Origin of the sequence: Nonomuraea sp. NPDC001831, from assembly GCF_042892035.1 — a bacterium.
Classification (GTDB): Bacteria; Actinomycetota; Actinomycetes; order Streptosporangiales; family Streptosporangiaceae; genus Nonomuraea.
On the sequence record NZ_JBIATU010000012.1, the window covers coordinates 25,918 to 43,504 of the forward strand.

The window sequence follows — 17,587 nt, forward strand, 5'->3', positions numbered from 1 at the left end:
GTCACGTCTCCCGCATGGTGCCGTGCAGCCGCATGAGCTCTTCCGGGGTGAGCGCGGCGCAGTGGTCGAGGAGCTGGTCGATCTCCGTGTCGTCGAACGTGCCGCTCTCCGGCGCGACCTTGGGATGGTCGTAGAGGATGACCGGGGCCGACAACATCGTGTGCCGGTCGCCCTCCTCGCCCACCAGCACCGGCCAGGTGCCGATGTTGTGGCAGCCCGCGGCGAGCGCGCGCAGCCCTTCGGGCGGCTCCGTCAGCGAGACGAACCGGCCGCCGGGCGAGCTCACGACCGTGTGCGCGGAGATCAGGGTGTGCTTCATGGCCTCCGCGCGCGAGTCGCCCTGCCACGGGCTGGTGTTCGCCACCCGGACGGTGAGCCGGAACAGGCCCTCGCGCAGCCGCTCGGCGAACACCTCGGCCCGGCCGCTCAGCGCCTCCCAGCCGCGCAGCAGCACGCCCTCGCCGTCGAGCCATTCGGCCCGCTGGCCCGGCGGCACGTGGATCTCCATGCCGACCGGACGGGCCAGCAGGTCGGCCAGGCGCAGCCCGGTCTCGGCCACCTCGCGCTCCTTGGCCTCCTCCCTGGGCAGGTGCCGGGCGCCGCCGACGGTCAGCTCGGGCACGCAGACCAGCTCGCCCGCGCGCCGCACGGCCACCTCGCAGGTGACCAGGTGCAGGAAGCGCACGTGCACGTCCACGACGTCGTCGCCGCCGGCCTCCAGCAGGCACTGGGTCTGGGTCAGCCACGGGTTGCCCTCGTGCGCCCGGCCGTAGGACTCGGGGTGCACGCCGCCGAACGTCCAGCGCCGCCGGCCGGGCGAGGTCGAGTGGCGGCTGGGCCACAGCAGGTAGCCCCCGTAGAGGACGGCGCGGGCGATGCGTCTCACGTGGTCCATCTGCCGGCCCCCACGCCGGACGCCGGCCCGACGATCTCGACCTGCTCGACCTCGGGGGCCGCGTCGCGCACCGCCCGGCGCACCGCGTCCGCCGAGCTCCCGTCGTCGGGGAGCCGCAGGCGTACGAGGTCGCCCTCGACGGCGACCACCTCGGCGCCGGTGCCGCGCAGCGCGTCCTCGACCCGGGTCCGCACGTCGATCGGGTGGAGGTCGTGCAGCAGCAGCAGGTGCGCGACCACGTCGTCGGCGGCCAGCCGGGCGGCCAGGTCGTCGTCGGCCGCGGCCATGATCCGCGTCAGGCCCTCGCCGTAGAGGTCGAGCAGGGCCTGGGCCAGCTCGACGGCGGGCGGCTCGGCCCGTTCGAGCAGGCTCTCGATCCTGCCGATGCGTGCGTTCAGCGACATGACGCCCCCAGGACGGTCACGCCGTCAGGAAACCAGTCGTATTTAGCGGCATTCATCGGCCTTAAGCCCCCCAAGTGGCCATTGCAGAGGTTCAGCGATGACGTCGTTCGGTATCCGATCAGTACCTCTACGTAGCGGGCATACCGCGTAGGGGAAGGCGGCAAACCATGACCCAGTCCCCGCCCGCCCGCGCCGCTAGACCAGCCGGACCGGCCCGGCGTCGATCGGCACCCGGAACAGCGCGTACGGGTACCGCCGCCGGTCCCGCCCCTCCTGGAACCTGGCCTGCCGGTGCAGCTGGTTGGCGGTCACGTACAGGTGGCCGTCGGCCACGGACAGCGTGTCCGGCCAGAGCAGGCGGGCGTCGTGGACCAGGGTGTCGATCGTGCCGTCGGGCATCCGGCGCAGCACCGCGTTGTGCTCCCAGTCGGTCAGGTAGATGCGCCCGGCGTCGTCGGCCTCCAGGCCGTCGGCCGAGCCGCCCTTGTCGCCCTCGTCCCTGACCGTCGCCGCCACTTCCGCGTCGTCCAGCGTGCGGTCGACCAGGGCGTCCGTGGACACGCTGTACCAGCGGCGGGAGAGCAGGGGGCAGTACCAGAGCCGCTCGCCGCCGGCCGGGAGCGCGATGCCGTCCGACCCCATCAGGACGGGCGACGGCGGGCCGTCCTGCGGCCGCTCCAGGAACGGCCGGCCCTCCACGACGGGCACGAAGTCCGGCGGCCGCTGCGCCTTGGTGCTCGGGTGGTCGTGCAGCCGCCGCCACGCCTGCCCGCTGGCCAGGTCGACGACGATGATCCCGTTGGGCCCCTTGTCGGCGGAGTCGGTCAGGTAGGCGACCCCTTTGCGCAGGTCGAACCGCACGTCGTTGAGGTAGGACGTCTCCAGGGCGACACCGCGGTCGAACATGATGACCTTGACCACGGTGTCGGTCTCCAGATCCACGCAGACGAGCTTCGGCCCGCCCTTCCTGGTGGGCCGGAACATCGGGCTGCCGGTGTCCAGGATCCACAGCCGGTCCACGGGATCGACGACCACGCTCTGCACCGAGACCAGCCACTTCGACGGCTCGTCGGCCTCGGTGTTCCACTCCTGGTCGGGGTAGGGGACGGCCTTGCCGTCCCGCAGCTCGACCACGGTCGCCGGAACGTCGTCCCCCCATTTGGGGAAGTTCACGAAGATCCGGCCGGCACGGGAGACCGTGACGCCGGTCGGCATCGGGCCGGACTCGAAGGCGTGCACGAGTTCCAGCTTCCCGATGGGCTGATCGACCGGCTGAACGCCGTCGCGGCCGTTTCCCTTCGCCATGGTCCCCCCGTTCCCCGATCCGCCGGGCATCTGCCCAGCTCAGGCCGGGGGAAACAGCGCCTTCTCCAGCCAGGGCCGCAGGATGGGCAGCACGTTCGCCGCCTGCATGGCCCCGGCGTGGTCGAGCCCGTCGAGCACCTCGACGTCCCAGCCCAGCGCCTCGATGGCGGCCCGCTCGCGGACCACCGGGCCGGCGATGCTGACGTGGGCGCCGCCCCACCGCTCGTCGTAGACGATCTCGTCGGCCGAGCCGACGAAGCACAGGCGGGGGCAGGACAGGCGCACCCGGCTGTCGTCGAACCCGCGCAGCGCCCGGTACAGGGTGGCGAACTGCCTGGCCTGGCCCTCGCTCAGCGTCACCTCGGTCGACGACCAGTCGCCCGGCTCGCCCGTCCCCGTGGCCGGCGGCGTGGCGGTCTTCGGCTCGACGGCCATCCGGTACGTGGCCTCGGTGACCTTCAGCATCTCGGCGTAGGGCCCGCCGAGCGGCGGGAAGCCGCCCATGACCAGCGCCGAGAGCCGGTCGGTGCGCAGGGCGAGCTGGAGGCCGCTGAGGGCCAGCCAGGAGTAGCCGTAGTAGGCGAACCGGTCGGCCCCCACCGCGTCGGCCACCGCCAGCAGGTCGGCCGCCACGTTGTCGGGGGTGAGCGTGTCCGGCTTGGGATGTGCCAGGACGTGGCCCTCGTAGTCGAAGGCCACGACGCGGAAGCCGTCGGAGAGGCCGTCGATGAGCGAGCGGCCGAGCGCGGGGTCGGCCCCCCATTTCCGCATCTCCTCGGCCGCCTCACCCTCGATCGGCTGGGGGTTGACGGCCAGGAGCAGGACCGGGCCGGAGCCGTGGACCTCTGTCTCGATGGTGCTTCCGTCGTGCAGCGTCGCCGTGGTCACCGGCGGCCTCCCTGAATTCCATACACCGTAAACTGTTGCCCTCGGCGAGGATAGCTTATGGCGTAAAGAGTCGCAAAGGGCTGGGCGTCGGCACGCAGCGCATGTCGGCGCCGTCCGCCTCCAGCCAGCGCAGCAGCAGGTTGGCCTTGGCGGGCACGTAGGCGCCGGCGAGCAGCTCGCGCAGCTCCTCCGGACCGCCGTGGTCCTCGGCGCAGCCGGCGAACACCGATCCGGCCTCGGCCCACAGCTCGTCCCGCAGCTCGGGGTGCCGCTCGGCGACCGCTCCGGCGATCTCGCAGAGGTTGTTGACGACCAGGCAGTACAGCAGCCGTTCCCAGCCGTAGGCGGGGCTCACGACGGGCGTGCGGGCGCCGGGCAGGCTGTGGCGGTCCGCGGTCAGCTTCACCCCTTCGTGGTCGCGGAAGATCGCCTGGCCGGGCAGGCCCCGGTCGTCCACGCCGACGAGCACGTTCTGCAGGTGGCATTCGAGCACCACGCCGTGGCGGAAGTAGGCGTGCAGGACCGGCGGCACGACGTGGTCGAGGTAACGCCGCCACCACACCAGCGCCTGGCCGGCGTCGAGGCCGTCCAGCGGGTTGCCGGGGAAGCCCTCGCTGACCCCGGCGGCCAGCAGCGCCGTCAGCCCCGGTCGCAGGTGGCCGCCCAGCCCGTCGCGGACGATCACCGCCAGCGCCTCGCCGCCGTCCCCGCCCAGCTCCAGGCTGCGGTAACCACGGTCACCGAGGACGGCGGGCCGCGGCCGGTGCGCGGGCAGGTCGTCGAACGCCACGCCCAGCAGGTCGTCGATCAGGCCCAGCCAGCGCAGGTCGTGCAGCCACAGGCGGCGGATGTCGTTGGTGATCCGCACGTCCAGGCTGAACTTGCAGAACAGGTCCGCCTCCGGCAGGTACACCGTGCGGATCGAGGCCGTCGCCACCGCCCGCGCGGGCGTGACGCCGAGGTGGCGCAGCTCCTTGAGCCCGCCCAGGAGCTCCACCTGCCAGGGGTGGGCGGGCAGCAGCGTCAGGCCGTCGGGGGCGGGCGGGCCGAGCCGGTCGAGCGCGCTCGCGTCGCCCTGCTCGACCAGCGCATCGGCGGGCACCCCGAGCAGCGGCAGCACGAAGCTCGCGCGCGCCTCCGGCGAGTAGCGCAGCCAGGCGTCCGGGCCTGATCCGCCGCGCGCCTTGGGGGCCGGATGGTAGCGGTGACCGGCGACGAGCGCCTGCTCCGAGCGCAGGTACAGGTCGGCGGGCGGGGTGGTGGCGCGCCGGGCCGACAGCAGCGCGGCCATGACGTCCCTGCTCTCCATGATCTCCTTGGCCAGGGACGGGTTGGCGTGGCCGGTGCGCGTCCGCAGCTCGTCCTCGGTGAGCGCCACCAGGGCGGCCAGGGAGAGCGGGCGCGGGCCGTCGGGGGTGCGCAGGGCGGGGGCGCCGGGGTACCGTCCGGGGCGGACGTTCAGGGTGTGCCCGGTCGCGGGCAGCAGCCACCCGCCGTCCTCGACGGGTTGGGCCACCTCGCGGAGCAGGCAGTTGAGCAGGGCCGTCACCGCGAGGGCCGTGGCCTCGTCCGCGGCCTGGTGGTCGTGCGCCTCGGGTGCCGGACCGGCCGGTGGGAGGAGGCCGTCGATATATGCCATGGCGACCTGTCCTACCCTTTTGTACCGATCAGTGTCCACAGGGTTCTCACCTGGGCATGTTCCTGGTGACAGGGGGGTTCATGCGGCATTCTGCGGCGCGGTTCGCGAGGGAGCTGGCCGCCGTGCGCCCGGACCTCACGCCCGGCTACGCCGCGGCCCTGCCGGGGGCGCGGGCCGCCGTCATGGGACGGCTGTGGCGGGGCCTGCTCTGCGAGCCCCTGCCGGGCCTCGCCGCGCCGGTCGCCGCGGGTGACGGCCTGTGCGTACGGCTCTCGGACGGGCGCGAGCTGACCGGCCGGGCCCGGCTGCCCTACGACCTGGCCGACGAGCCGGTGCTGCGGCTGGACGGCGTCCCGTACCGCGACCCGGCCGAGCTGCTGGCGGCACTCGGCCTGCCCGGCGCGGACGGGCTGGTCGCCGACCTGGACAACAGCGTCGCCTCCCTGGCGTTGTCCCGGGCGGGTGCGGCCTCCCCGCCGCGCGAGCCGGGACCGGAACGGTACGAGCAGAGCGTGGTCGACGGCCATCCCTACCATCCGGGCTGCCGCAACCGGCCGGGGGTGTCGGTGGCCGAGCAACTGGCGTACATGCCGGAGCACCGGCCCGTCGTCGCGCTCGACCTGGTCGCGGTGCCCGCCGCCGAATGCCTGGTCACCGGGCCGTGGCCGGGCTCGCTCATGGACGGCGACCGGCTGCTGCTGCCCGTCCACCCCTGGCAGACCCGGCACGTGCTGGCCGGGCTGGGGGTGCGCCCGTACGCGATCGGGGCGTTGCCGTGCCATCCGCTGATGTCCGTACGCACCCTCGCCCCCCTGGACGGCGGCCCGCACCTCAAGACGGCGTTCACCGCCCGGATGACCTCCGGCGTCAGGGACATCTCCCCCGGCTCGGTACGCGACTGCGTCCCCCTGTCGGACCTGCTCACCGCCCTGTCGGCGCGGCTCGGTGGCCGTCCGCGCATCGCCCGCTACCTGTCCGGCGCCGCGGGGGCCGTGCGCGGCGAGCACACCGCCGACCTGTCGGTCATGCTGCGCGATCCGACGCCCCGCGTGCCCGGCCACACCGTGCTGCCCGTCGCCGCCCTCACCGCCCCGGGCCAGTGGGACACGCCGCGCGGCGAGGAGGCCGGCGAGTGGCTGGCGGCCTTCGCCGGCGTGGCGACGGCGGCGGCGCTCGGCCTGCTGGCCCTCGGCGTCGCGCTGGAGGCCCACGGCCAGAACCTGCTGGTCGTGCTGGACCGGCGGGGCCGCCCGGTCGAGCTGGTCTACCGCGACCTGGCCGACGTGCGCATCAGCCCGGCCCGGCTGGCCCGCAACGGCTTCGGGACGCCGCCGGTCAGCCCGCGGCTGCTCAGCGACGACCCCGGCGTCCTGCACGCCAAGCTGTTCGGCTCGCTCGTCGGCACCACGTTCGGCAGTCTCGTCTCCCAGCTGGGAGAGGGCGACCGTACCGCCGAGTCACGTCTGTGGGCCGTCGTGGCGCGGGCCGCGCGGCGGGCCTTCGACGCGCTCCCCGACACCGCCGACGTGCGCGCCGACCGCGAGGCCCTGTTCGGCGAGCGGATCCGGGTGAAGGCCCACCTGCTCGCCCAGCTCGCGGGCGCCCCGCCCGGCGACAGCTGGACGACGCTGCCCAACCCGCTCACCCAGGGAGCCTCCTGGGCCCTCGCTCACGCTCGGTGAGCGCCTGGCTCTTTTCCCGCAGGAGGAGGAGTATGGGGCATGCAGCCGGACCCTGCGGCGCGTCGATCTCCGATCACGCAGAGTTCAGGGAAGGAGCGAATCCGATGATGCAGCTCTCCGTACGGCTCGTGCCCGTGGGCGACACCACCCTGGTGGTCGCCCTGGCGGGCGAGCTCGACTCGACGACCAGCCCCATCCTGGCCGCCTTCCTCGACCCCCTGCCGCGCTCGCGGGTGAAGCACGTGATCGTCGCGGCGGGCGACCTCTGGTTCTGCGACCTCAACGGCCTCGAACAGCTCGCGATCACCCACCGGGCCATGCAGGAGAAGGGCGGCCACCTGGCCGTCGCCGAGGCCCAGCCCGCGCTGTGCCGCCTCATCGCGCTCATGACCGAGCACGGCGGCACCGCGATCCCCCTGTTCAGCACGATGCCCGACGCCCTAGCCGGGACCGGCGTCGAGATCTACGAGCAGACCGGCCCGCCCAGGCCGGTCAGCCGCCACCTGGCCTGCTTCCGCCGGGCCCGCGGCCCCCGCTCCGAGCACCACGGCACCCGCCGGCTCCGGCCGCAACGGGACGAGACGCCCATCACCCCCGACCGCCAGGAGAACCTGCCGCCGCCCGATCGCTGGTCCGCGATCGTCGGCCGGCTGCGTTCGGCCAACGCCGAGCTGCTGCGCGCGAACGAGGAGCTGCGCTCGGCCAACGCCGAACTGCGCCACGCCCACGACGCGCTCACCGCCCGCGCCGCCGAGCTGCGCCGCGCCAACGACGCGCTGGTCGCCCGCACGGCCGAGCTCGACGAGGTCGCACGGATCACCGCCTCGCTGGTCCACGGGCTGGGCGACGCGGCGGTGGTGCTCGACGCCGACATGCGGGTGCTCATCTGGGGGGCGGGGGCCGAGGAGTTGTGGGGGGTGCGGGCCGGGGAGGCGGTGGGCCGTCCGCTGGCCTCGCTGGGCACGGGGTTGCCGGTGGAGCGGATCGTCCCGCTCGTGCGCGACACGCCGGCCGGGGGCACGGCTCGCGCCGGAGCCAGGACGGTCGCGCTCGACGCGGTCAACGGCCGGGGACGGCCGACGCAGCTCACCGTCGAGCTGTCCCGCCTGCGTCCCGGCGACGACTCCGGGCAGGGCCTGATCATCGCCATGAAGGTGCCGCGCCCCGGCGACTCACATGATCGCTAGCTGACCGCCGTCGATCACCAGCTCGGTGCCGTGCACGAACGCGGCGTCGTCCGAGGCGAGGAAGGCGTAGGCGGCGGCGACCTCCTCGGCGAGCCCGGCCCGGCCCAGCGGGATGTGGTCGCGTTCGTAGGCGGAGACGAAGTCGTCGGCGAGCCCCGACGAGATCGAGGCGTTCAGCGGGGTGCGGATGTAGCCGGGGCACAGGGCGTTGACCCGGATGCCGTGCCTGCCGAGCTCGACGGCCATGGTCTTGGTCAGCAGCAGCACGCCGCCCTTGGAGGCGTTGTAGTGGGCGTAGTCGGCCTCGCCGCCGAGGCCGTTGGTCGAGGACATGTTGAGTATCACGCCGCCCGTCCCCTGTTCCACCAGGTGGCGGGCGACGGTCTGGGCCATCAGGAACATGCCGCGCAGGTTCACCGAGATGATCCGGTCCCAGTGGTCGGGGGTGATCTCCAGGAACGGCTCCCGCCAGGCCGTTCCGGCGTTGTTGACCAGCACGTCCAGGCCGCCCATGGCCTCGATCGCGCCGGCGGCCAGCCGTGCGACGTCGTCCTGCGAGCTGACGTCGCCGCTCAGCCCGCCCACCTCGCCGAGCGGCGCGAGCTCGGCGACGGTGCGCTCGACCTCGTCGCCGTCCAGCCCGGTGAGCACCACCCGCGAGCCCTCCTCCAGGAACCTGCGGGCGGTGGCGGCTCCGATGCCGCTGCTGCCCCCGCTGATCAGCACCCGCTTGCCGGCCAGTCCGCGCATGACGCCGTCCTTCCTCACCGCACCGCGACGCGCAGACCTGTGGTGATCTGCCCGTCAAGCCATCGATTCCGTATCCTGCACCGACATTCCGTTGTACGGAACCCGAGCACATGCTGTGACGACATCAGGTGCGGGTGTCACGGCCGGACGACCGTGACACCCCCGCCGAGGCCCCTAACCCGTGACGGACGGAACCCCTGTCACTTGCACGGCTTGTACGGCGTGTCCTTCAGCGAGTAGTCCACGGCCTTCTTGATCGCGTTGATGCCGAGCTTGGCCGCCTTCGGGCAGAAGGACGACGGCGCCGTCTCGTACTCGACCTGGAACACCGGCTTGCCCGCCTTGACGAAGACGCTCAACTCGGCGCACTCGTCGTACTGGAAGCACTCCTCGTTGACGGCGTAGTCGAAGCTGGACACCAGCTCGGCCGCCTGGCTGAGGTCGTTCTTCAGCGCCGCGGACAGGCCCTTGCGGTGGGCCAGGTCGGCCAGCGCCCTGTTGTAGGCGAGCTGGGTGGCGGGGCTGACGGTCCAGCCGGTGACCGACTTGCCCTCCTCGTGGGCGTTGACGACGTCGAACTCGACCCCGTCGAAGCCGGCCTGGGCGCACTTGTCGACCCGGGCCTCCATCATCTTCAGCAGGAAGTCCCGCTGGCCCTGGTCGTTGTTGATGTTGGCCCAGCGCTCGTTGGGGAACTCGGCGCTGAACGGCTTGCCGAGCAGGGAGTTGCCGTGGCTCTTGTGCCAGGCGACGAACTGCTGGTAGTCGGGCCGGTACTCCTCGATCGAGCCGGCGTCGACGTAGCAGACGGCCTTCGCGCCGCGCGCGTGGACGGCCTTCACCGCCGCGGTGTTGAGCGTGGTGTTGTTGCCCACCACGTCGCCGTCGGCGTAGAGGTCGATGTCGAACACCGCCGGCCGGACGCAGGCGCCGCCCGACTGGGGGACCACGCAGATGTCGACGTTGACGCCCCCGGTGGCGGCGTACTTGGCGTTGCCCTGGAGCTGGTACTGCCAGCGGCTCTGCAGCGGCGGCTTCCATGGCCCCGCCTGCGTCGCCCCGGCCGCTCCCGCCGTCTGCGCCGTCTGCGCCGTGGCCGGTGCGGCGAGCGCCGCGAGCGGCGCGCAGCTCAGTGCCGCGACCGCGGTCAGCCGGGCCAAGAGAGTCATGGTTCGCACGTTCGCACCCTCATTCCGCCTAGTGGAACTCTAGTCTGCATTGTGGATGCGTGACTATACTCGCCGCACGCAGCGGGCCGCCACGCCCGCCGTGCTCTGTGGAGGGAACCCCATGGCACGACTCATTCACCACATCCGTGAGACCGCCCGATGAGGCCCCGTACGACGCCGGCCGTCATCGCCCTGGCTCTGGCCGCGGCGAGCTGCGGCGGCGGTGGACAGGAACGGGCGGACGGCCCGGTCGAGATCACCATCTGGCACGGCCAGGAGGACACCTCGGCGAAGTCGATCGAGAAGCTGGTCGCCCGGTTCAACCAGAGTCACCCCGACATCAAGGTCGGCACCGAGTCCGGCGGCGCGACCGCAGACGGCATGCTACCCAAGATCACTGCCGCGCTCACCTCGGACGCCTACCCCGACATCGCCTACCTGTACGGCTCCTGGGCCCCCAACGTGGCCAGGAACCCCAAGACCGCCGACCTCACCTCCCGGGTCAAGGACCCGGCCGTCGGCTGGGACGACTTCTGGGCCAACGAGCGCGAGGCGGTCACCGTCCAGGGCAAGGTCATCGGCTTCCCCGCCGTGGTGGACAACATGGTGGTCCTCTACAACAAGAAGCTGCTGGCCAAGGCGGGTGTCAAGGCCCCCGGCCCCGACTGGACCTGGGACGACTTCCGCGACATCGCCAGGAGGACCACCGACCCGCAGAAGGGCGTCTTCGGCACGACCTGGGCGATCAGCGGCGGCGAGGAGGCCGTCTGGGGGCTCTGGCCGCTGCTGTGGCAGGCGGGCGGCGACATCCTCACCCCCGACCACAAGAAGTCCGCGTTCGACTCCGCGGCCGGGCAGCAGGCGCTCGGCCTGGTCCGGAGCATGGCCGTGGACGACAAGTCGGTCTATCTCGACTCCAGCCCGGCCGAGAAGGGCCAGAAGCTGTTCGAGTCCGGACGGCTGGCCATGTTCCTGTCCGGCCCCTGGGTGCTGCCCGACCTCCAGGCGGCCAAGGTGGACTACGGCGTCGCGCGGCTGCCCGGCACGAACGGCAACCACGAGACCGTCTCCGGCCCGGACAACTGGGTGGTGTTCGAGCACGACGAGCGCCGCGTCAAGGCGGCGACCACGTTCCTGAGCTGGCTGACGGCCGCGGAGCAGCAGCTCGTGTGGATGACCGACACGGGCTCGCTGCCCATCAGGGAGTCGATCACCAAGCTGCCCGGCTACCAGGACTATCTGAAGAGATATCCGGGCATCGAGGTGATCTCCCAGAACCTGGCCAACGCCAAGCGGGTCAGGCCGCCCACCACCAAGTACCCCCGCGTGTCGTCCTTCGTCGCCGAGGCCATCGCGCAGGCGCTGCTGGGCAAGGCCGACGCCAAGACCGCCCTGGACGAGGCCGCGGCCAAGTCCGACGCGGTGCTGGCGGTGCCGGGCTCATGAGCAGCGCCGCCGTCGGCGCGCCCGCCGCCCGGCACGCCAGGAGGACCCGCGGGCTCGGCGACCACGTCGCGGGCTGGTCGTTCGCGGGCCCCGCCACGCTGATCATCCTCGGGTTCGCGCTGGTGCCGATGGCGTGGGCGCTGGCGTTGTCGTTCACCGACTCCGACCTGATGAAGACGCCCGAGAACGTCGGCCTGGACAACTACCGGGCGCTGTTCCAGGACCCGGTGTTCTTCCAGGCGGTGCGCAACACCGGGCTGCTGCTGGTGCTCTACATCCCCGCCTCGCTGGTCTTCGGCCTGGTGGTGGCGGTGCTGCTGAACAGGAAGGTGCGCGGGATCGGCTTCTACCGGACCGCCTTCCTGGTCCCGTACGTGGCCTCGGCCACCTCCGCCGGCCTGCTCATGGGCTACATCTTCGACCGCGACTTCGGCCTGATGAACGGCGTGCTCGGCCGGCTCGGCCTGCCGCTCCAGGGCTTCCTGAGCAGCCCGTCGCAGGCCATGTACGTGCTCACGCTGATCTTCTTCTGGACCCGGTTCGGCTTCGCCGTGGTGATCTACCTGGCGGCCATCCAGGAGATCGACAAGTCGGTGCTGGAGGCCGCCTCCATCGACGGCGCGGGGCGGTGGGCCACGTTCCGGCACATCATCGTCCCGTCCGTACGGCCGATCACGGTCTTCCTCGCGGTCTGGGGCGTGATCGACGCGCTGCAGTTCTTCGACCTGGTCATGACCACCACCCAGGGCGGCCCGGCCAGCGCGACCGTGACCATCGTCTACTACGTCTGGCAGCTCGCCTTCCGCTACTCGGCCGCCGGGTACGGCGCGGCCGTGGCGTACACGCTGTTCGCCGGGACGCTGCTGCTGATCGTCGCGGGCCTGGTGGTCGCGCGGCGGAGAGGGGCCGGGCGATGAGGCGACGCCTGCCCAGCAAGTGGCACCTGGTGCTCGCGCCGATGTCGGTGGTGACGCTGCTGCCGTTCGTGTGGCTGGTGCTCAGCTCGGTCATGACGCAGGCCGAGCTGAACAGGTTCCCGCCGCCGATCCTGCCGGAGGGCGTCGACCTCGGCGGCTACCGCACGGTCATGGAGCGCTCCGACTTCCCCCGCTGGTTCCTCAACAGCGTGCTGGTGTCCAGCGCCATCGTGGCGGCGCAGGTCGTGCTCTGCAGCATGGCCGGGTACGCCTTCGCCCGGATCCGCTTCATCGGCTCCCGGCTGACGCTGGTCCTGATCATCGCGACCGCGCTGATCCCGTTCCAGCTCACCGTGATCCCGACGTTCCTGATGTTCAGCCAGGCCGGGCTGGTGGACACGCTCGGGGCGCTGGTCGTTCCGCAGCTCAGCTCGTCGGTCGGGATCTACCTGATGACGTCGTTCTTCCAGTCCTTCCCGAGGGAGCTGGAGGAGGCGGCGCGGATCGACGGGTGCTCGCGGGTCGCGCTGTTCTTCCGGGTGGTGCTGCCGGTCGCCAAGCCGGCGCTGGCGGCGCTCGCCGTGATCACGTTCATCACGGCCTGGAACGACCTCTTCTGGCCGCTGGTGGTGATCAACTCCGAGGCGAACTACACCGTGCAGGCGGGGCTGACCACGTTCCAGGGCCAGCACCGGGCCGACTGGCCCGCGATCATGGCGGGCACGGTGCTGACCACCCTGCCGGTGCTGGCCGTGTTCCTGTTCGGGCAGCGCCGGTTCGTGCAGGCGCTGACCGGGGCGGTCAAGGGGTGAGGCCGCGGTAGGGGTTGGCGGGCAGGCCGGTGTGGGGGGTGCGGCAGCGCCACAGCTCCCCGCCGGCGGCGCCGTCCCAGGCGGTGGTCACGTAGAGCACGTCGAGGTCGGGGCCGCCGAAGGCGCAGCTCGTCACGTTGGCCGCGGGGACCTCCACGGTGAGGTCCGTACGCCCGTCCGGCCGCAGCCGCACGACCGCCGCGCCGCCCCACAGCGCGACCCACACGTGGCCGGCGGCGTCCACGGTCAGGCCGTCGGGGCTCGGCAGGGCGGCGAACTCCCGGCGGCCGTCGAGCGTGCCGGTCGCCGGGTCGTAGTCGAAGACGTCGATCCGGTCGGTCGCGGTGTCCACGTAGTACATCAGGCGCTCGTCGGGGCTCCAGCCGACGCCGTTCGAGATCGTGACGCCGTCCAGCACCTTGTCGCACGTACGGTCCTGGCTCAGGCGGTAGAGCGAGCCCGCGCCGGGGGTGTCGTCCTCGGCCTTGGTGCCGGCGAAGAAGCGGCCCGCGCGGTCGCAGGCGCCGTCGTTCATCCGGTTGCCCGCGGGCTCGGGCGGCCGGGCGACCAGTTCGGTGCGGCCGTCCGCGTGGCGGGCGAAGCCGTTCCCGAGGGCCAGCATGAGGCCGCCGGAGGCGTGCGGCACGGCGACGCCGACCGGCCGGCCCAGCTCGATCGTCTCCCGCTCGTCGCCGGCCGGGTCGAGCCGGTGCACGTGGCCGGCGGGGATGTCGACCCACAGCAGGGTGCCCGTGGCGGCGTCCCACCTCGGGCCCTCCGCGAGGGCGGCCCGGGGGACGGGGACCTTCTCCAGCTTCATGCCTACGCGTCCTTTGGTCCGTGATACGGAATGCTGTTCCGCATTCCATCTGACCGTAGCCGGTTGAGGTCCCTTTGGGGAGAGGGGGGAGGAGCGGGCGCCACCGCCCGATGCGGGGGGCTGGGGGCGGCGCAGGTGCGGGCGCGGGGACGGCGCGGGGACGGCGCGGGGACGGCGCGGGGACGGCGCGGGGACGGAGGCAGGGGCGGAGGCGGCGCGGGGGCGGAGGCTTGTGGGTGGGGTCAGACCTGGGCGGAGATGGCGCGGCGGAGGCCGAGGCCGACCTCTTCGAGGCGGGCGACGGACATGCGGTCCTTGATCGCGGTCACGCTCACCGCCGCCACCGGCGCGGTCTTGCCCAGGAAGACCGGCGCCGCCACGCACCGCACCCCCGGCTCGTTCTCCTCCAGGTCGAGCGCGTACCCCCGCTGCCTGACCTGGTCGAGGTGGGTGGCCAGCTTGGCGGGGTTCGTGATCGTGTTCCTGGTCCTGGCCGACAGCGGCCCGTAGCGCTCGGCCCACGCCCTGACCGCCTCGTCCGTGGGGTACGTCCAGGCCAGCAGCGCCTTGCCCACGCCCGTGCAGTGGGCCGCGTTGCGCCCGCCGACCACCGAGGTCATGGTGATCGACCGGACCGCCTCGACCTTGTCCAGGTAGACGACCTCGCCGCCGTCGAGCATGGCCATGTGCACGGTCTCGGAGAACTCCTCGCTCAGCCGCAGCAGCAGCGGCCGGACGAGCGTGCGCAGATCCATCGTCTCGTAGAACCGGAAGGCCGTGGCCAGCATCTCGGTGCCGAGGAAGTACGGCCCGCTCGGCTCCGGCTGGGCCGCGAAGCCCCGGTGCTTCAGCGCGCCGAGCAGACGGTGCAGCGAGCTCTTCGGCAGCCGCAGCCTGGTGGCCAGCTCGTCGAGCGTCACTCCCCTGCTGTGCCTCCCGATCTCCTGCAGGATCAGCAGGGCACGATCGACGCTCCCCACAGGGGACTGGGTCTCAGCCACTGAACTCTCCCTCGCCTGTTCCGCTGATCGGAATGCTAGCGCGTAATACGGAACACTCCGCACACGCGGTCGCACAGTGGTCGTCTCAGCGTAGTCAGCACAGCCCTGTGTCAGCACAGAGCCGCGGGAAAGGAACGGGCGGCTACGCCCGGCGGGGGTCGAGCCCGGCGAGCGGGATGCGCCGGAAGGCGATGGTCTCGTACGGCCCGAAGTCGCCGGTCTCGAACAGCAGCCCCACCGTGTCGTCGTCCACCCTGACCAGGTCGGAGTAGGCGGCGGGCAGGCCCGACACGGTGTGCACGGTATGCCAGGTGACCCCGGCGTCGGTGCTGGCCCGTACCGTCATCAGAGCCCGCGCGTCGGGCGCGGCCGGGCCGGAGAACAGCAGCACGCCGGGCGGCTCGCACCACAGCACGCTGCCCTCCACCACCGGCCCCACCAGCCCGGCCTGCGGGCGGAAGGGCAGGTCCAGCCGCTGCCCGCCGTCGGAGGAGCAGGCGTCGGCGCGGGTGCCCGGCGCGGCGGAGTCCGTCCTGGCGTTGAGGTAGAGGCGGCCGTCGGGCAGCTCGGTCGCGGTGGTCTCGTTGACGTTGACGTAGCCGTCGGGGTTGTCGTCCACGTAGCCGATGCGCCAGGTACGGCCGCCGTCGTCGCTGAGCAGCGCGTGGCCGCCGTCGTACCGTCCCTCGGTGCCGTCGTCCGAGCCGGACGGGGGCAGGGAGTGGTTGCCCGGCACCACGACGCGCCCGCTCCGGAGCCGGACGGCGTGCCCGGGGCCGGTGGCGTACCAGCGCCACTCGGGGCGCCTGACCTGGGCGGTGATCTCGCGCGGGGCCGGCCAGCTGACCCCGTCGTCCGCGCTGACCTGGACGAACACCCGCCGCGCCGCGGCCGCCGGCACCTGGCCGCGCCTGATCTTCGCCTCCGTCGCCGCCGGGCCCTGCCGGACCGTGACGAGCAGGATCCGGCCGTCGTCCAGCACCACGGGCGCGGGGTTGCCCACCGCGCCGCGGTTCGGTTCCGTGGCGACCACCTGGAGTGGGCCCCACGTCAGGCCGCCGTCGGAGGACCGCCTGAGCACCAGGTCGATGTGCCCCGAGTCACCGGCGGACCCGCGCCGCCCCTCGGCGAAGGCGAGGAGCGTCCCGGCCCCGGTCACCACGACCGCCGGGATGCGGAAGGTGTGATAACCCTCGGTCGCCGCCCGGTACACCACGGACGTGGGGTAAGCAGTCATGCGCGAACGCTAGGCCCCGCAGGTGAACGTCTCCCGACCTCCGGCGGACGTCCCGGTGCCAGCCCGGCGGCCAGGCAGGCCAGGGGGAGAGCCGGCACGACGTACCGCACGTCGTACCCGCTCAGGAAGGACGGCCCCACGACCAGCACGGCGGCGGCCACGCCGGGCAGCAGCGCGTCCGGCCGCCGCCGTACGGCGGCGACCGCGAGCGCGCCCCCGAGCAGCGCCACGAGCACCGGGTACGGCAGGTAGCCGAAGCGCTGGTAGGCCCGCAGCCAGCCCGCGTAGGGCTCGACGATCCGCGTGTCCGCCGGCCCGCCCTCGTACGCCCCGGCGATCCGCCGTACGGACGCGCGCAGCGGGCGCTCCTCGTAGGGGAACCAGTACGGATTGGTCTTCCTGTCCGACGCCTTCCTGGCCGTGGTGCGCTCCCAGCGCAGCAGCCACCGCAGGTCGCGCCCGACGGCGGCCAGGTAGTCGCCGGGCTGGGCGAGGACGGCCTCGCGGGCGAAGCGGCCGGCCAGCACGTTCCGGTCGCCGGGGACGGCGGCCAGGGTGGGCCCCCACATCCAGTGGGCGGGAGAGGGCCGCCCGGCCACCGGCGTCCTCGGGCAGAGGGGGGCCAGCTCGGGCTCCGGCCTGATGACCGAGCAGTCGGCGAAGGTCATCGTGCGGGCCCACAGGAACAGGCCGTCGGCCCTGGTCAGGCCGAAGGTGCCGCTGGTGGACCACATCCAGGAGGCGTACCCGAGCAGCGGCGCCGCGCCCGCCAGGACCAGGCAGAGCAGCGCGCGCGGCCCGGGACGGCGCAGCAGCAGGCAGGCGGCCGCCACCACGAGGACGGCCACCCCGATCGTGCGGGTGACGGCGGCCAGGCCGAGCAGCACGCCGCCGGCGGCCGCCGTGACCGGGGTGAGCCGGCCCGACAGGGCGAGAATCCCGGCCGTGACCAGCACGGTGAACAGCGCGTCCGCCATGATCATGTGTTCCAGCAGGATCAGGAACTCGTCGTACAGCAGCGGCGCGACGGCGGCCGTCGCGCCCCAGCCGGGCAGGCCACGCCGCCGCAGCAGGGCGTAGACGGCCACGGCGAGCGCCAGCCCCGACGCGTGCTGCACGGCGGCCACCAGCGCCAGGCTCTTGCCGGGCCCGAGCGCGGCCAGGAAGAGCGAGTACCCGAGCGGCCGGAACGCCCCGGGCACGGGGTCGGCCGCGGCCTCCAGATAGGAGAACGAGTCCGCCCAGAACCACAGCGCGGGCCGGTACCCCGCCATCGCGAGCAGCCGCAGCGCGACGGCGGGCACCAGCGCGACCAGCAGCGCCCGATGCCGCCCCAGGGCGTTTCCGGGCAGCACGAACACAGGAGACGGCGCCGGCATGGGGAGCTCCTTCATGGGAGTGCCGAGCGGGCTCCCCCGGACGGCGCGGGCATCTA

Annotated in this window: 16 protein-coding genes; 5 read left to right on the forward strand and 11 right to left on the reverse strand. The window is 72.9% G+C overall.

Going from position 1 to position 17,587, the window contains the following annotated elements; translation table 11 throughout:
• Position 1: 1 nt before the first annotated feature.
• The 5 genes from ACFYYW_RS32545 to ACFYYW_RS32565 all read right to left on the reverse strand — a co-directional run bounded on the left by ACFYYW_RS32545 (position 2) and on the right by ACFYYW_RS32565 (position 5,131).
• Complete coding sequence (locus ACFYYW_RS32545) at positions 2 to 886, reverse strand: hypothetical protein (protein WP_387654374.1); 885 nt, start codon at positions 884 to 886, stop codon at positions 2 to 4.
• On the reverse strand, positions 883 to 1,299 hold the full coding sequence (locus tag ACFYYW_RS32550) for a hypothetical protein (RefSeq protein WP_387654377.1): 417 nt from the start codon (positions 1,297 to 1,299) through the stop codon (positions 883 to 885). The genes ACFYYW_RS32545 and ACFYYW_RS32550 overlap by 4 nt, the downstream gene beginning before the upstream one ends.
• Positions 1,300 to 1,494: 195 nt before the next feature.
• Positions 1,495 to 2,604: an L-dopachrome tautomerase-related protein gene (locus ACFYYW_RS32555; protein ID WP_387654380.1), complete on the reverse strand. Its 1,110-nt coding sequence runs from the start codon at positions 2,602 to 2,604 to the stop codon at positions 1,495 to 1,497.
• A gap of 39 nt (positions 2,605 to 2,643) precedes the next feature.
• Positions 2,644 to 3,492: an alpha/beta fold hydrolase gene (locus tag ACFYYW_RS32560; protein WP_387654383.1), complete on the reverse strand. Its 849-nt coding sequence runs from the start codon at positions 3,490 to 3,492 to the stop codon at positions 2,644 to 2,646.
• Positions 3,493 to 3,547: 55 nt separating this feature from the next.
• On the reverse strand, positions 3,548 to 5,131 hold the full coding sequence (locus ACFYYW_RS32565; RefSeq protein WP_387654385.1) for an IucA/IucC family protein: 1,584 nt from the start codon (positions 5,129 to 5,131) through the stop codon (positions 3,548 to 3,550).
• Positions 5,132 to 5,211: 80 nt separating this feature from the next.
• Here ACFYYW_RS32565 and ACFYYW_RS32570 point away from each other — a divergent pair, with 80 nt between their 5' ends.
• Positions 5,212 to 6,813: an IucA/IucC family protein gene (locus ACFYYW_RS32570; RefSeq protein WP_387654388.1), complete on the forward strand. Its 1,602-nt coding sequence runs from the start codon at positions 5,212 to 5,214 to the stop codon at positions 6,811 to 6,813.
• 104 nt (positions 6,814 to 6,917) lie between these two features.
• Entirely contained in the window at positions 6,918 to 8,000 is a 1,083-nt protein-coding gene (locus tag ACFYYW_RS32575; protein WP_387654391.1) for an STAS domain-containing protein, read from the forward strand.
• On the opposite strand, the gene ACFYYW_RS32580 is transcribed toward ACFYYW_RS32575, so the two are convergent.
• On the reverse strand, positions 7,986 to 8,750 hold the full coding sequence (locus tag ACFYYW_RS32580) for an SDR family NAD(P)-dependent oxidoreductase (RefSeq protein ID WP_387654394.1): 765 nt from the start codon (positions 8,748 to 8,750) through the stop codon (positions 7,986 to 7,988). The genes ACFYYW_RS32575 and ACFYYW_RS32580 overlap by 15 nt on opposite strands.
• Before the next feature lie 200 nt (positions 8,751 to 8,950).
• Positions 8,951 to 9,919: an endo alpha-1,4 polygalactosaminidase gene (locus ACFYYW_RS32585; protein WP_387654397.1), complete on the reverse strand. Its 969-nt coding sequence runs from the start codon at positions 9,917 to 9,919 to the stop codon at positions 8,951 to 8,953.
• A 159-nt stretch (positions 9,920 to 10,078) separates the two neighbouring features.
• Here ACFYYW_RS32585 and ACFYYW_RS32590 point away from each other — a divergent pair, with 159 nt between their 5' ends.
• Genes ACFYYW_RS32590 through ACFYYW_RS32600 form a run of 3 tightly spaced genes read left to right on the forward strand, consistent with a single transcriptional unit; the run spans position 10,079 to position 13,094 of the window.
• The gene (locus tag ACFYYW_RS32590; protein WP_387654400.1) at positions 10,079 to 11,365 is read left to right on the forward strand and encodes an ABC transporter substrate-binding protein; all 1,287 of its coding nucleotides are present in this window, start codon (positions 10,079 to 10,081) and stop codon (positions 11,363 to 11,365) included.
• Positions 11,362 to 12,282, forward strand: coding sequence for a carbohydrate ABC transporter permease (locus tag ACFYYW_RS32595; RefSeq protein ID WP_387654403.1), 921 nt, complete (start codon positions 11,362 to 11,364; stop codon positions 12,280 to 12,282). The genes ACFYYW_RS32590 and ACFYYW_RS32595 overlap by 4 nt, the downstream gene beginning before the upstream one ends.
• Positions 12,279 to 13,094, forward strand: a complete 816-nt coding sequence (locus ACFYYW_RS32600) for a carbohydrate ABC transporter permease (protein WP_387654405.1) — start codon at positions 12,279 to 12,281, stop codon at positions 13,092 to 13,094. The genes ACFYYW_RS32595 and ACFYYW_RS32600 overlap by 4 nt, the downstream gene beginning before the upstream one ends.
• Here the strand turns inward: ACFYYW_RS32600 and ACFYYW_RS32605 are convergent.
• The 4 genes from ACFYYW_RS32605 to ACFYYW_RS32620 form a co-directional block, all read right to left on the reverse strand.
• Positions 13,084 to 13,914, reverse strand: a complete 831-nt coding sequence (locus ACFYYW_RS32605) for an SMP-30/gluconolactonase/LRE family protein (RefSeq protein ID WP_387654408.1) — start codon at positions 13,912 to 13,914, stop codon at positions 13,084 to 13,086. The genes ACFYYW_RS32600 and ACFYYW_RS32605 overlap by 11 nt on opposite strands.
• A 242-nt stretch (positions 13,915 to 14,156) precedes the next feature.
• The gene (locus tag ACFYYW_RS32610) at positions 14,157 to 14,915 is read right to left on the reverse strand and encodes an IclR family transcriptional regulator (protein WP_352325277.1); all 759 of its coding nucleotides are present in this window, start codon (positions 14,913 to 14,915) and stop codon (positions 14,157 to 14,159) included.
• A gap of 142 nt (positions 14,916 to 15,057) precedes the next feature.
• Positions 15,058 to 16,152 carry an exo-alpha-sialidase gene (locus ACFYYW_RS32615; protein ID WP_387654411.1) on the reverse strand — a complete coding sequence of 365 codons (1,095 nt, stop codon included), beginning with the start codon at positions 16,150 to 16,152 and terminating at the stop codon, positions 15,058 to 15,060.
• Positions 16,149 to 17,531 carry a hypothetical protein gene (locus ACFYYW_RS32620; RefSeq protein WP_387654414.1) on the reverse strand — a complete coding sequence of 461 codons (1,383 nt, stop codon included), beginning with the start codon at positions 17,529 to 17,531 and terminating at the stop codon, positions 16,149 to 16,151. Before ACFYYW_RS32620 ends, ACFYYW_RS32615 begins: the two co-directional genes overlap by 4 nt.
• Between the last annotated feature and the right edge of the window lie 56 nt (positions 17,532 to 17,587).

Coding starts and splice junctions, on each gene's coding strand:
- ACFYYW_RS32550 (WP_387654377.1), bottom strand. CDS start 1,299: ATGTCGCTGAACGCACGCATCGGCAGGATCGAGAGCCTGCTCGAACGG.
- ACFYYW_RS32555 (WP_387654380.1), bottom strand. CDS start 2,604: ATGGCGAAGGGAAACGGCCGCGACGGCGTTCAGCCGGTCGATCAGCCC.
- ACFYYW_RS32565 (WP_387654385.1), bottom strand. CDS start 5,131: ATGGCATATATCGACGGCCTCCTCCCACCGGCCGGTCCGGCACCCGAG.
- ACFYYW_RS32570 (WP_387654388.1), top strand. CDS start 5,212: ATGCGGCATTCTGCGGCGCGGTTCGCGAGGGAGCTGGCCGCCGTGCGC.
- ACFYYW_RS32575 (WP_387654391.1), top strand. CDS start 6,918: ATGATGCAGCTCTCCGTACGGCTCGTGCCCGTGGGCGACACCACCCTG.
- ACFYYW_RS32580 (WP_387654394.1), bottom strand. CDS start 8,750: ATGCGCGGACTGGCCGGCAAGCGGGTGCTGATCAGCGGGGGCAGCAGC.
- ACFYYW_RS32585 (WP_387654397.1), bottom strand. CDS start 9,919: ATGACTCTCTTGGCCCGGCTGACCGCGGTCGCGGCACTGAGCTGCGCG.
- ACFYYW_RS32590 (WP_387654400.1), top strand. CDS start 10,079: ATGAGGCCCCGTACGACGCCGGCCGTCATCGCCCTGGCTCTGGCCGCG.
- ACFYYW_RS32595 (WP_387654403.1), top strand. CDS start 11,362: ATGAGCAGCGCCGCCGTCGGCGCGCCCGCCGCCCGGCACGCCAGGAGG.
- ACFYYW_RS32600 (WP_387654405.1), top strand. CDS start 12,279: ATGAGGCGACGCCTGCCCAGCAAGTGGCACCTGGTGCTCGCGCCGATG.
- ACFYYW_RS32605 (WP_387654408.1), bottom strand. CDS start 13,914: ATGAAGCTGGAGAAGGTCCCCGTCCCCCGGGCCGCCCTCGCGGAGGGC.
- ACFYYW_RS32615 (WP_387654411.1), bottom strand. CDS start 16,152: ATGACTGCTTACCCCACGTCCGTGGTGTACCGGGCGGCGACCGAGGGT.
- ACFYYW_RS32620 (WP_387654414.1), bottom strand. CDS start 17,531: ATGCCGGCGCCGTCTCCTGTGTTCGTGCTGCCCGGAAACGCCCTGGGG.